Below are 13,486 nucleotides of genomic sequence, written 5' to 3' on the forward strand. Positions count from 1 at the left end.
TTACAAATACTAATCCTCAAAGGGAGGTCAACTAAAAAACATAAATTTCAATGTTAGTAAAAACCTTTGCCAGCGCCGTACAGGGGGTAGATGCCCGGACAATTACCGTAGAAGTCAATACCGGTGGGTTTGTAGCTGCCGGAAAGAATTTTTATGACCTGGTAGGTCTTCCTGATAACGCCGTCAAAGAAGGTTTTCAGCGCATCGAAGCGGCCATCAATAACGTGGGCTACCGGATGCAGCGGGTCAAAACAGTCGTCAATCTCGCTCCGGCAGATATTCGCAAAGAAGGTTCCGCTTACGATTTGCCCATCGCCATCGCCGTATTGGCCGGCACCGGGCAAATTGCCTCGGACCAGCTCGACCAGTACATCCTTATGGGGGAATTATCCTTGGACGGCAGCCTACGCCCCATCAAAGGGGCCTTACCCATCGCCATCCAGGTGTTAAAGGAAAAATTCAAAGGCTTTATTCTTCCCAAACAAAACGCCAGGGAAGCGGCCATCGTCAATAATATTGAAGTTTACGGGGTGGAAAGTCTGAAGGAAGCCGCCCTGTTCCTCAACGGGGAACTCCAGCTCAAACCGGTTCATGTCGATACGCGCGAAGAATTTTTCGACAACCAGAATGTTTACGATGTCGATTTTTCGGATGTCAAAGGCCAGGAAAACATCAAACGAGCCCTGGAGATCTCTGCCGCCGGAGGCCATAATGCCATTCTCATCGGTCCTCCCGGAGCGGGAAAGACCATGCTGGCCCGCCGGTTTCCGACCATCCTGCCCGCCCTCAACCTTTACGAATCCCTGGAAACCACGAAAATACATTCCGTAGCCGGCCTATTGCCTCAAAATGCAGCCCTGGTGACCACTCGTCCCTTCCGCGCTCCGCACCACACCATTAGTGATGTCGCTCTTGTCGGCGGAGGTTCCAACCCTCACCCTGGTGAAATTTCCCTCGCCCATAACGGCGTACTATTCCTGGACGAATTGCCGGAATTCAAAAGAACGGTGCTCGAGGTACTGAGGCAACCCATGGAAGAACGCAAGGTGACCATTTCCCGCGCAAAGGTATCCGTCGATTACCCTGCCAATTTTATGCTCATCGCTTCCATGAACCCCTGTCCATGTGGATACCATAATCATCCCGACAAAGACTGTGTGTGCAGCCCCAATATTGTGAGCCGTTATCTGAATAGAATATCCGGGCCTTTACTGGACAGGATCGATCTCCACGTGGAAGTGACCCCGGTGAGTTTTGATGAATTGTCGAGCATGGATCGTCCGGTGGAAAGCAGTAAAGACATCATGCAACGTGTGCTTAGGGCACGTGAGATACAGGAAGAAAGATTCAAAGATATTAAAGACATCTACAGCAACGCCCAGATGCCCAGCCGCATGGTGCGGGAAGTTTGCCAGGTAGATCAGGCCGGAACGATATTGATTAAAAAGGCGATGGAAAAACTGCAACTTTCAGCGAGAGCTTACGACCGGATATTAAAAGTCGCCCGCACAGCAGCGGACCTGAACGGTAAAAAAGATGTTTTAATAGAACATTTGGCGGAAGCCATTCATTTTAGGAGTTTGGATCGGGAGAATTGGGTGGGGTAGCGTCGACTTTAGTCGGCAGGCTTTTTTCTCCGACAAGGCATCGCCTTGTGAAAATTACCTTAAGGTTTTGCCTTAGGTTGGGTGAATGGGGGGCAAGGCGAAACCTTGTCGGAGAGGAGCTGATCTGATGTCCGAAGCACACCTCCTAAAAATAAAAAATCGATTGTGAAATCTTCTGGCTTCAATTCAATACGCTTATCTCAGGCCGTCACCGATTAATAGACAGCCTTTTGTATTTATCGGCTATTTCAATGATAATGAAATATTTATAAATTTGCAGCTCAGAATTTTTCAAATAACTAAAATATACCCAATGAGAAAATTGACTTTTACACTTTTTCTGTTTGTTTTAATCAACCTCGCCAATGGACAGACCTGGACACAGCTGGCCGAGATCACGGTGGGTAGTCCTACCAGCCCGGGCGGTTTGGGACAGGTATTTTTGGGAAAAGTAATGAGCGACGGCAACCTGTATTTCAGAGGCTCCGAAAACGGCTCCCGCAAAGCGATCTGGAAAACCGACGGTACCGTGGCTGGTACGAATAAAGTAGTTGAGGAAGCCAATGCCTTCGGATACAACTGGGATCAAATATTTATGACTGAAGTCGGTGTTTTGATCAACGAAGATGATGTCTGGAAAATACTTCATCCCGGCAATCCTTCTTTTACAAACGTAAGCGGATTACCTGCAGAATCCATTCACCGTATTTCCAGAAGTACCGATGATGCCTACTTTGTAACGACACAAAGAGATGGTCAATATATTTTGCATGCTGCCAACAGTACCTTAACCAGTTTTACGGAAATTGGTGCTTTTCATCCTGTAGCGAATTTCATGGAGTTGTTTGCCGGAACGGAAGCAGCCATCATATTCAGTACGGATGCTTTTGTTAGTGATGCTCCTATGGTTTATTGGAGAAATTCCGGAGAAATGCAAAGTATTGGAGATTACTTGTCATCCCTGTCATTGACGCTGAATACTTTCACCTATGGGTATATCTACGATAAGTTCATGTTTGTTTCTTTTAAAGATGATAGCAATTTCTTCCAACACAAGGTCATTGATATGAGCACCGGAGAGGTGGAGGATTTTCAGTTTATCAGAGATCCGCTGGCTTATTATGAGTACGATGGTAAACTGATTGTGGTGACCGAGCGGGAGGTGGTATCCTTTGATCCGGCTACAATGATGCACGAGGAGCTGTTTGATGATATTTACCCTTTTACAGTGAGCACTATCAACGGCGATAAGATGTATTGCATTGGTGAAACAGATGATAATCAGCAGAATGTGCTGGAGGTTGATCTTGCCAACGGAACAACTGCCTTTTTGGAGGGCGCTACGATCGGCAGTTTCTTCTATAACTGTAAAATGCTCTGGCACGAAAATGAATTTTATTACTTGTCCAGAGGAGATTATACTAAATTGATGAAGTATGATTTTAATACCAATGAGCCTGTTGAAGTCTATTCATTGTCTGAAACAACCGGAGCTACGATTGGACACGCTCTGGAAGCGGTAAATGGTGAATTGGTCGTCAGTATCCGCGAGGGTTTTATTCAGCATGAATTGTATGTGTCGGGCGATGGTGGTGTGTCAAGCACTTCGAATCCGATCACCAAAAACCTTGATGTGTATCCTACGGTTGCCAACGAATCTATTTCCCTGAGTACGACGGAGGAGTTGGATTTTTTCTATGGTGTTGAGGTGACCATTTTTGATCACCTGGGGCAGGTTGTCAATGTGTTGAATATTAATAGCAATAACATCGATATTGCCAACATGCCTGCCGGTATATACGTAGGGATTATTAAATCGAAAGGTGAGGGTTATAAGTTTCGTTTTGTGAAGGAATAGTATCCGTTATTCGTAAAGTAGATTTCGTTTTGAAACCATATGAGTCATCCTGAATTTCATCTAATCAGATTAAATTCGGGATGTCTCATGTTTGTTTTAAATAAGTCAGATACCCTTGGATCAACGGTTATTTTTATCACACCTCAACTCCAAACACGTGACCTCCGGCCGCATTCCCAACCTCCCCGGAAAACCCAACCAACCCAGCCCGCGGGTCACATAAAGGTATTGCCCGCCTTGTTCGTACAACCCGGCCCAGTGTTCGTATTTGTATTTGATGGGGCTCCATTTACGGTTTTTCAGGTCAATACCTGCCTGCATCCCATGGGTATGCCCAGAAAGGGTAAGGGCGATATTCGTATCGTGGATCACCTCCTCCTTCCAGTGGGTAGGATCGTGGGACAATAGTATTTTAAAGGGAATATTAAGGATGTCCTTTAGCGCTTTTTTCAGGTTGCCGTATTGTTTGAAGGGAGGGTGCCCCCAGTTTTCCACTCCCGCGATGGCGATCTTTGCGCCTTCTTTTTCGATCACCTCCGCCTCATTTAACAACAAGCTGAAGCCTGTTTTTTTAAAAAAATATTTTATCTCCTCAAAATTTTCGGCCTTGGCCTCATCAGATTCCCATTGGGAATAATCGCCATAGTCATGATTCCCTAAAACGGCATATTTACCTCTTTTGGCAGACAATTGGTACAAGGTACTTTCCCAGCCTTTTAACTCCCAGGCGAAGTTATTCACCAGGTCGCCGGTAAAAAAAATGAAGTCGGGCTCCAGCTGATTGATGATTCTGATGGCCCGGTCCAGGATGTGGTAGCGGTAATTGAAACTGCCCAGGTGGAGGTCAGAAATATGGACGATCCGGAGTCCGTTAAATGGTTTGGGGAGATCCTCAAATTCGACCTTTAAACGATGTACCTTAAAGCGATACAAGGTTCTGAAAATCCCGTTAATGATGACAAAAAAGGGTAAAAACCCAAACAAAACACCGGCGACAGGCACGACGATCAGCGAGCCTGCTTTGGAAAGAACCGATTGGGAAAGGTAGAGTATCGTGATGGCCAAAACAAAAATAAATTTCGGGAGGAAGGAAGAAACCGTAAGTCCGTATAGGGAAGAGATCCAAAAATATTTTCGTTGGACGGGAATCCTGTTCATCCTTATTTTTAAAAGCAGGATGGAGGTAATGAGTCCCGCCGAAAAAGTCCAGAAGGTTATAAAAATGCCATTTTTTGCCCAGGGTGGAAAAGGTTGAATGATGTCTTTCAGCCAATAGAATGCAAAGGTATCGACCAATAAAATGCAAACGCATAAAAGAAGAATGGTGTAAAGCGGGAACGATCGCATCATGGATTTAGGATTTTTTTAGTTTTTCTTCTTTTTTTAACCTTCGTTTATCCCTCAGCGCCCAATAAATGCCTTTCACTCCGGTCACCCAGTTGTCATACATAAAAATGAGGATGATCTCTTCTATGGTTTCCAGGACCCCTAAAATGATCATCACGTAAAACAACCAGTAAAGCGGTCCGAAAAACAATAACCAAAGAAAGAAAACCCCTTGTGTTATAGCCGACAATTTGGCCAGGTAGGTATGGAAGGCGGTTGCTTTACCGTACTTTCCAAAGGCGATGAGCATTTGAATGATGTACGGGAAAAAAACCAACAGCATCAGGAGATAATTTTCCTTAATGAAGCCGAATTCAAAAACCAATAAACCTGCCACCGCTACAGAAAAGGTTACCTGATCACCCAGTGAATCCAATTGCGAACCCCTTGGGCTGGTGATCTTCAATTTACGGGCGATAAACCCGTCGAGCATATCCGTACTATAACTTATGAGTAAGCACCAGGTGAAAAGTTCTCTTTGGCCCAGCCATAATAATACCAGCAGAAAGGGAGCCGAAGCCACCCGGTAAAATGAAATCCAATCTGCTATGTTATAATTCTTAAACGTCAGCATAATGCTCCCTTTTTTGATAAAAATGGTGTGTCCGGTATATTGCAGATTTTCGATTGGGTGCCGTGAAGAGCTGAACTATAATATTAACGTTTTTTAAAATTTTTGCCTTCCTTTTTTACCTTTAAATTTACGGTCTTTTTAGATCATTTGCCCGCCATTTTTATGAATCAACAAATTTAAATACCTTTGGAACGCTTCAATATTTAAAAAAAAGATAACAGTGAAAATAATTTCTTATAATGTCAACGGTATCCGTGCGGCCCTCAACAAAGGATTTGTGGATTGGGTGGCTGAAAATGATTTTGATGTCATTTGCTTACAGGAAACCAAAGCGACCCCTGACCAGGTGGATGTTTCGGCTTTAAACGAACTCGGTTACCGTGATTACTGGCATTCCGCAGAGAAAAAAGGATACAGCGGCGTGGCCATTTTTTCCAGGATCGAACCCGATCAGGTGATCGAAGGATGTGGTATCGATGAGTACGACCGGGAAGGCAGAGTCTTGCGAGCCGACTTTGGTGATATTACGCTGATCAATTCCTACTTTCCTTCCGGAACAACGGGAGAGATCCGGCAAGCTTTTAAAATGAAGTACCTGGATGATATTTTCGACTGGGTTCAAGAATTGCTGAAAGAGCGGTCAAAGCTTATTTTGGTAGGAGATTACAATATCGCGCACCAGGAGATCGATATTCACGATCCGGTGCGCAATAAAAAAACTTCCGGATTCCTTCCAGAAGAACGGGAATGGATGACCAAATGGTTCGGGAATGGGTTTACAGATGCTTTTCGATACCTGAATCCTGACCAGGAGCAATACAGCTGGTGGACTTATCGGGCGAATGCAAGGGCCAATAACAAGGGGTGGCGCATTGACTATCAATCGGTAACCAACAATTTGAAAGATAACCTAAAGGCATCGCAGCAACTCACTGAAGTGGTTCATTCTGACCATTGCCCCGTTTATCTTGAAATTGATCTTAAATGATTGAATTGAAAAGAATGGTTGACGGCCAACCGAATGCTAAAAAAAAAGGTTCTTTATTGGATAGTTTTTATTTAATTTACCTGTTCTGTAATCATTGAATATTTAAAAAAAAGCTAAAGTTTAAAAAATTCCAGCCATGAAGATATTCCCAATTGTTTTTGCATGCTTTCTTTTCCTAGGTACCCTTAGTGCCCAGGATTTTTCATTTGGCTTTAAAGCAGGATTGAATTTTTCCAGGATTGACGGCCCTTCCGAAACCGATAGTAACGGCAGTAATCTTGAGGAAATAAAGCTGACCAAAGGCTTCCAGTTCGGGCCCATTTTCAATCTGAAATTTACGGATGTTTTTGGAATTCGGGGGGAACTGTTGTATTCCCAAAAAGGAACTGATTATAGCTACAACGGACAATCCTTTTGGATTTTTTACCCGGAAGTTGGTGACCCCTTATACCATTTCGGGGGTAACCGTAATATGAGATTGTTTATTTCAAATTCCTACCTGGATGTACCATTTTCGGCCGTGGCTCGTTTTGGTCGTATTGAAGCTTCCGCAGGGTTTAGTGTAGGGTTATTGTTGGGCTCAAAAGCTTCGGGAGAAGTCACTTATACCGGTCCGAATATCGCTCCCTTTACCATAATTTTGGAATACAATTTTGGGAAGGATGAACCGACTATCGATCCCGGCCAGGATCCTATGATTGAGACTGTGAGTGGTCAGACCATGTTGATTCCCAGGCAAACCTCTGCTTATTACGGTGTTTTTGGCAGAGAGGACAAACTTTTCAATGCCCTGGACATGGGAGTGCATGCAGGGTTGTCTTTTTATCTCAGTAAAGGGCTGTTCATCGGATTTCGATTCAATTACGGATTGATGGATACGACCAAAGAAAAACAGGACCTGAGTGTTTATAAATTAGGCGAAAACAACAGTTTTATAACAAGAGATGAATTTGACCGGAATATTTCTTTGCAGGCTTCTGTTGGCTTTAGTTTTTAGCGATTTAGTGTGATTTTTACATTTTTCAACGATATAATTGTCACAATTTGGTCAAATTTTGTGGTTTTTAGATTCAGTTGTTCATAATATTATAGATTTGTATTGACACAAAATTAAATGAAGTCGTACCTGTTTTTTTCTTAGGAGGGCTACGAAAAAAAAAGTTTCATTTAGTGTGATTTTTTAGGATGATTTTTTTTGGTTTTTACGATTATGTGTTTTACATTTGTATCATAACAACGAAGATAATTTAATCTAAGATAGTTTTCATTTGGTTTTTTGGGGTTATACAAGAGGCGTTCGTTTCACGAATGCCTCCTTTTTTTTATCCCCTATCCTTTCATTTTCTTTTCAATAACATATCGTGGAAGAGCGTATCCAAAGATGGAGGTTAATCCTGGGAGGGAAAGCAGATCCGAAAGGAGTGGCCAGGCTTCCGGAAAACCAGGTGGAGATGGACGCTGTTTTGGAAGCCTTATACGATAGTGATCGTAAAGGTGGTCTAGGTAAATCCAACCCAAAAATAAACAGGTGGCTTGGGGATATTCGCAAATACTTCCCTACTCCCGTGGTACAGCTGATGCAAAAAGATGCCCTGGAACGGCTGGATCTTAAACAAATGCTGCTGGAGCCCGAACTGCTGGAAACGGTGGTGCCCGACGTTCACCTGGTGGCAACTTTGTTGACCCTCAATAAGGCGATGCCTGACCACACCCGCGCAACCGCTAGAATGGTTGTAAAAAAGGTAGTGGAAGAGCTGGAACAGAAACTCTATAACCCGGTGCGCCAGGCTATTTCAGGAAGCCTGAACCGGTCCTTACGCAATTTTCGCCCTAAATGGAATGAAATCAACTGGAACGCGACCATCAGGGCCAATCTGAAACATTACCAGGAAGCCTATAAAACCATCATTCCGGAAAGAATGATCGGTTATGGCCGTAAAGGCCACGAGTTACGTCATATCATTATTCTTCAGGATCAAAGCGGATCGATGTCCACCTCTGTTGTTTATGCCGGAATTCTGGCCTGCATTCTCGCCTCACTTCGCTCGGTCAAAACGAATATGATCGCCTTTGATACCAACGTAGCCGATCTTTCCGAATACCTCAATGACCCGGTGGATTTGTTGTTTGCCACAGAACTGGGTGGCGGAACGGATATCAATAAAGCCCTGACTTACGCGGAGTCTATCATTCAAAAACCGGAAGAGACCATACTGGTTCTCATCAGCGATCTTTATGAAGGAGGCAATAAAGAAGAATTGTTGCAAAAGGTGGCACGGCTGAAACACAGCGGCGTGCAGTTCCTGAGCCTGTTGGCGCTCAATGACGACGGAGCGCCTTCTTATGACCGTGAAATAGCAGAGAAGTTTGCGGCAATGGATATCCATGCTTTTGCCTGCACCCCCAGTGCATTTCCCGAGGTGATGGAAAAGGCCATAAAAAAGAAATAACTTTATTCCCTGGGCCATAACCGGCCATTGGCTACCGGCGCATCTTCCCCGAAAAAGTAAACCGCTCTCTGGTTGGCATCCTTTTCCACTTTTAAAAGGTGATGTTTTTTGGGAAAAAAGGCAGCACTGTATAAACTCGGCAGCCCGACCTTCATGTAAAACCGGATGAATCCCATTTCTTGGTATTGCAAAAAATGACCGTATTCATGCTGCTTCAACGCCGTGGAGGCTCCCTCGTAAACCAGTATGACAAAAGGCGGAATACAGACACCCATTCCTCTTTTTAACCAGTTCGTTTCAATGATGTTGATTCCCGAAAATTTATTTTTACTCATTGCTGTGGATGGATATTCTTTGAATTTAAGGTACAATAAATTTAAAAATTTGTAGTTTCGTTGAAAGGAATTTACAGGAATGAATTCATTCCAAACCATCCTTATCAGATCACTAAATAAAAAATGTTCAACATGAAGACATTTCTTTCTTTCTGTATGGCCATGATGATGGCTACCCTCACCATCGCTCAGGCTTCTCCGGTTGGGGTATGGAAAACCATCGATGACAAATCAGGCAAAGCTAAATCCTACGTAGAGATCTATAAAAAAGACGGCAAACTGTTTGGTAAAGTCACTAAATTGTTGCTCAAGCCTGAAGATACCATCTGCAAAGAGTGCTCCGGCGATAAAAAAAATCAGCTTGTAGTGGGAATGGTGATCCTCGAAGACCTCCAGCCTTATAAATATTATTGGAAGTCAGGGACTATCCTCGATCCGGAAAACGGGAGTACTTATGGCTGTAGCATCTGGTTTGAGGATGGCAAAGAGGACGAGTTACAGGTAAGAGGAAAACACTGGTCAGGCATTTTCAGGACACAAACCTGGTATAGGGTGAAAAGTTAGGGGGAGTGTTCAAATGGAGCGTAGCGACATCCCGTACCGTAGGTCGGGGTTGTTCCATGTGTTCCATTGTGTTCCAGATAGGTTCAATCTCTTTCAATCTTTTCAATCTCCCTCAATCTGGTTCAATCTGGTTCAATCTTCATCCTGAAATTCAAAGGTTTCAGAGAGGTTAAAAATCAACCCCCATCGCAATATGGTATTTCGGTTTCAGTTGCGCCTTGGTTTCATACCCCCAGCCATAATCAAAGCGGAGGAAATGCCCAAAGATGACAGACCGTAGTCCCATTCCGTACCCTGCAACAATGGGGTCGCGGTAGTATTTCACTCTAACCAATACCGGGGCATTGGGCTGATTCTCGGGGAAGTAGCTGATGTTGAGCGGATTTTCATCGCTTAGGGGGCTCTTGCCGGACCAGGCGGTTCCTACGTCAAAAAATCCGATGACCTGCAGGTTGCGCAAAAACGGGGATTTAACCCTTGGCGCAATATATTTTACAATAGGCACCCTGAGTTCCGTATTGGCCAAAAGGTAGGAGTTGCCGTTGCGGATGTTGCGGGTGAAGCCCCTCAGGTTGGTCGCCGGCGCCTGGTAAACAAAAGACTCGTTCGGTGGAATGGGGATGTTGTTATTGAAAACATTGATCAATTCCCCATCGGCACCTCCCAGGATGAACAGGATTTTTTCTGACCCGAAAGAAGTCGCTCCGGCAAATCTGAAAGCCAGGATAGAATGTTTGTCCAGCCGTTGATAGTGCCTGAAGTCAAAACCGCCCACCGTCATAAAACCATCTCCCAGTCCGATCTTAACCCCTGATTCGACGTCTACGTTAAACCGTTTGATCAACTCCGTATAAACTTTATATCTCGTCCCGTTCTTAATATTGATCACCACATCCAGCGTATTGTCGAAGACATATTCCAGCTTGACGCTTGCTCTTTGTTCATTGAGTATCTCCCTGTTCAGCGTGGGTCGCTCTGAAGCGAAATAAAGCGACCGGTCTTTCCGCAGCATAAAGGTTCCGCGGATGCTGCGGAAAATATCGATCGGGTAACTCATTCTGAACTGGCCGAGCAGGATATTGTATTCCCTTTTGGCGGGAACGCTGACACTCGCAGCATCGTCAGGAACGCGGATATTTTTTCGGTAAACGGCGTATTGTTTATCGATTCTTTTTTTCTTATCGTTGAATACCACGAAGTATTCTGTTCCATTGAAAGAAGTAGGCACCCTGACCCCAAGGTCGAATTGATAATCCTCAAGCAGGTCCTTAAAGTTGGCTTTCAACAGCAAACCTGCAGGCGGGTAGTTATATCCATCGGGGTTGGCCCCGTAACTCTCAAGGCCTTCAAACAAAAGGCTGTTGTCCATCTGGGTGGTTACATAATCCGTACGGAACTGGGGCCGGTAGGGTTTGACCTTTCCCGGCCTGATCTTATGGATTTTATGGACGTCTGCCGGAGGAATCACCTTTGAATAGCCGGCAGTCTGCCCTTCGATGTAAATGGTGGCCGGACTGGTCTGTGATTTGTCTTTCGTTGGTACCTGGTTTTCCTTTTTTACCGGGGCTACAGACTCCTCATCATCGAATTCACTTTGGAAGAGATAGTTGTCGATATCTACCTTTTCTTCTTTAACAACAGGTTGTGTCGGGGCGGTTTCAGTGGGAGGCACTTCTTCTACCACTTCGAGCACTGTTTTGGTAGGTTGCTGCCCGGAAATGACATTGGCTGTGCTGCCGGATGCTTTTGTGGCCTTACGGTAATAGGTCTCTCCTGGGTTTTTGGACTCTTCCCGGTCAATGGGGTTTAGAAATAACCTGGTTTTGCCGTTTAAAACCACCTTGTCGAGCAGCAGGTTGGCCCGTGGAGCAGCATGTTGCTCGATGATGTTTCTGGCGAAATCTGTATTGAAGTGGCTGATGGCTCTTTGTTTGATCACCGGAAAAATAGCGATGGTGTCAATGGTGGTGGAATCGATGGCCGTCAGGACGGAATCAGCGTGCAGGGTGATTTCAGAGCCATCCTTAAACGTAATGACCTGCTCGTAGTGGTGAATGTATTCTTCGAGATAGGCCATGGCCCGGTTTTGAATGCCGTACTCGTCGGAAAGATAAGCGAACCAGGTCGTATCGATGGCCACGGGTTGCCGTTCACTGACTTTTGGGGTATGGGTTACCCGAACCAGTTCCTGGGATCTTTTGTCCAGGTCGTAATAAAAAACGTCAAAGTTGTCGATGGGTAAAATAGTATCCTGTTGGAGATACTGCATGGTCGAATCCGGACGATTGGATACAAAAAGAATTCCTCTTCGGTTATCGGTTTTCGTAAAAACCGCATCCAGGTCATCGTAAAAATCACGGGTAATCCGGTCGGACTGACGGGATTTGATGTTGTACAGGAAAATATCAGAATTTCCATCCACAGAACCGGATAAAACCAGCACCCCGGGATTGACGAAATCCATGCTGTAAATACGCTGGTAACCCGGTGCCACAGGTTCTTCGGTTTTTTTGCCGGTCAAGGTATTGTAGGAAATATAATAGGCGATGTCCCTTTTTTCATAAATGATGCCCAGTTCCTGGTTGTTTGGATTCCATTGCAGCAGCGGGTAGTTGTAATCCGTTGCCTGAAACGAATTGCGGAACCCTTCTTTCAAAATAACTTTCCGCTCCCCGGAAGTAACGTCCTGGATATAAACCTTGTATTTCCCGATTTCATTTTGAACGTAGGCGATATTTTTTCCGTCAGGACTCATCTTTACATGGTAAAGTGGCAGGTCCCGTTTGTTTTTTACCGTTATTTCTCTTCCCGAAAAAACCTGCCTGGATTTTTGGTCTTCTGTATATCTTGCTTTGAAATAATCTTCCCATTTTTTCAAAACAAAAGCATAAGGAGTGCCCAGAACGGCTCTGAATCCTTCTTCTTCACTGCGGTTGATGCGTGTGAGGTACAGGAGGTTGGAGAGCGTGGAAGGACCGTAATTGGCATTGATATAATACCACAAAGCATGCCCTGCCAGGCGAGGGTTTTCTTCAGCGAATTTTTCAAATCCGTCAAAATCTTCATCCAGGATAATATCGTGAAGCTGGTTGTCAAGTTGGGCATCCCAGGGGTTGGCCGCAAAAGCCACGAGTCCCTGTTTAAACCATTCGGAGAGGTTAAGGGCGATGGCGTTTTGCACCACTTCCTGTATAGTGGATCCAAACAACATGGCTTCCAGGTAAACGGAAGCTATGCCTTCCCGGACCTGCTCTCTCAAATCATTGTGGTCGCCGTTGAAATAGACGAATATTTTATTGCCGAGGATTTTGGTCTGCCCGGTACGGTTGGAAAAAACTTTTTCGCTGCCAATATTACTTTGCTTGAGATCGGTGAGGTCGGTATAAACGATGATCTCTACCTTATTGTTGATATGATGTTCGAGCACATTCTGGATCTCTGCAAAGTCGTATTCCGCCATTTGGGCTACCATACGGCCAATAATCCTTGATTTTCCATACCAGAAGGTGATGAAATTCTCGCTTTCATATTGCGACCATTGTTCAAAGTCATCGTGAAACTGCACGCGATTTTTCCCAAAAGCAGTTTCTGCATTTTGTGCCGCTAAAAAACTGGTCGTCAATAATAAGCCCAGGAAGGCAAGGATATTTTTCATAAACTTTATATTTGTGCTCTGGTGTCAGGGATGGCAGATATGCACAGTCCTGAGTCCAATTTATCAAAT

At 44.6% G+C, this 13,486-nt stretch carries 10 protein-coding genes; 6 read left to right on the forward strand and 4 right to left on the reverse strand.

Annotated features, from left to right (window positions below):
• Window positions 1-50: 50 nt before the first annotated feature.
• The gene (locus tag H6571_12675) at window positions 51-1,607 is read left to right on the forward strand and encodes a YifB family Mg chelatase-like AAA ATPase (GenBank protein MCB9324585.1); all 1,557 of its coding nucleotides are present in this window, start codon (window positions 51-53) and stop codon (window positions 1,605-1,607) included.
• Window positions 1,608-1,920: 313 nt separating this feature from the next.
• Window positions 1,921-3,465 carry a T9SS type A sorting domain-containing protein gene (locus tag H6571_12680; protein MCB9324586.1) on the forward strand — a complete coding sequence of 515 codons (1,545 nt, stop codon included), beginning with the start codon at window positions 1,921-1,923 and terminating at the stop codon, window positions 3,463-3,465.
• A gap of 120 nt (window positions 3,466-3,585) precedes the next feature.
• Here the strand turns inward: H6571_12680 and H6571_12685 are convergent, their stop codons facing one another.
• Window positions 3,586-4,812, reverse strand: a complete 1,227-nt coding sequence (locus H6571_12685; protein MCB9324587.1) for a metallophosphoesterase — start codon at window positions 4,810-4,812, stop codon at window positions 3,586-3,588.
• 7 nt (window positions 4,813-4,819) lie between these two features.
• A complete protein-coding gene (locus tag H6571_12690) occupies window positions 4,820-5,425 on the reverse strand; it encodes a CDP-alcohol phosphatidyltransferase family protein (GenBank protein ID MCB9324588.1) in 606 nt (201 codons plus the stop codon).
• A 220-nt stretch (window positions 5,426-5,645) separates the two neighbouring features.
• Here H6571_12690 and xth point away from each other — a divergent pair, with 220 nt between their 5' ends.
• The 3 genes from xth (at window position 5,646) to H6571_12705 (ending at window position 8,863) form a co-directional block, all read left to right on the forward strand.
• Window positions 5,646-6,413, forward strand: coding sequence for an exodeoxyribonuclease III (gene xth / locus H6571_12695; GenBank protein ID MCB9324589.1), 768 nt, complete (start codon window positions 5,646-5,648; stop codon window positions 6,411-6,413).
• A gap of 136 nt (window positions 6,414-6,549) precedes the next feature.
• Entirely contained in the window at window positions 6,550-7,410 is an 861-nt protein-coding gene (locus H6571_12700; GenBank protein ID MCB9324590.1) for a PorT family protein, read from the forward strand.
• Between the two features lie 454 nt (window positions 7,411-7,864).
• On the forward strand, window positions 7,865-8,863 hold the full coding sequence (locus tag H6571_12705) for a VWA domain-containing protein (GenBank protein ID MCB9324591.1): 999 nt from the start codon (window positions 7,865-7,867) through the stop codon (window positions 8,861-8,863).
• Between the two features lie 2 nt (window positions 8,864-8,865).
• Here the strand turns inward: H6571_12705 and H6571_12710 are convergent, their stop codons facing one another.
• Window positions 8,866-9,198 (reverse strand): hypothetical protein, encoded by a 333-nt coding sequence (locus H6571_12710; protein ID MCB9324592.1) that lies wholly within the window; start codon window positions 9,196-9,198, stop codon window positions 8,866-8,868.
• Window positions 9,199-9,330: 132 nt separating this feature from the next.
• Between H6571_12710 and H6571_12715 the strand changes: the two genes are divergently transcribed.
• A complete protein-coding gene (locus tag H6571_12715) occupies window positions 9,331-9,762 on the forward strand; it encodes a DUF2147 domain-containing protein (protein ID MCB9324593.1) in 432 nt (143 codons plus the stop codon).
• Window positions 9,763-9,931: 169 nt separating this feature from the next.
• On the opposite strand, the gene H6571_12720 is transcribed toward H6571_12715, so the two are convergent.
• Window positions 9,932-13,417 carry a hypothetical protein gene (locus H6571_12720; protein ID MCB9324594.1) on the reverse strand — a complete coding sequence of 1,162 codons (3,486 nt, stop codon included), beginning with the start codon at window positions 13,415-13,417 and terminating at the stop codon, window positions 9,932-9,934.
• Between the last annotated feature and the right edge of the window lie 69 nt (window positions 13,418-13,486).

This window comes from Lewinellaceae bacterium (assembly GCA_020636105.1).
Taxonomy (GTDB): domain Bacteria; phylum Bacteroidota; class Bacteroidia; order Chitinophagales; family Saprospiraceae; genus BCD1.

Excerpts from the sequence above, each read along its gene's own strand:
- H6571_12705 (MCB9324591.1), top strand. The coding sequence starts at position 7,865 with ATGGACGCTGTTTTGGAAGCCTTATACGATAGTGATCGTAAAGGTGGT.
- H6571_12720 (MCB9324594.1), bottom strand. The coding sequence starts at position 13,417 with ATGAAAAATATCCTTGCCTTCCTGGGCTTATTATTGACGACCAGTTTT.
- H6571_12680 (MCB9324586.1), top strand. The coding sequence starts at position 1,921 with ATGAGAAAATTGACTTTTACACTTTTTCTGTTTGTTTTAATCAACCTC.
- H6571_12710 (MCB9324592.1), bottom strand. The coding sequence starts at position 9,198 with ATGAGTAAAAATAAATTTTCGGGAATCAACATCATTGAAACGAACTGG.
- H6571_12675 (MCB9324585.1), top strand. The coding sequence starts at position 51 with ATGTTAGTAAAAACCTTTGCCAGCGCCGTACAGGGGGTAGATGCCCGG.
- H6571_12700 (MCB9324590.1), top strand. The coding sequence starts at position 6,550 with ATGAAGATATTCCCAATTGTTTTTGCATGCTTTCTTTTCCTAGGTACC.
- H6571_12685 (MCB9324587.1), bottom strand. The coding sequence starts at position 4,812 with ATGCGATCGTTCCCGCTTTACACCATTCTTCTTTTATGCGTTTGCATT.
- H6571_12690 (MCB9324588.1), bottom strand. The coding sequence starts at position 5,425 with ATGCTGACGTTTAAGAATTATAACATAGCAGATTGGATTTCATTTTAC.
- H6571_12715 (MCB9324593.1), top strand. The coding sequence starts at position 9,331 with ATGAAGACATTTCTTTCTTTCTGTATGGCCATGATGATGGCTACCCTC.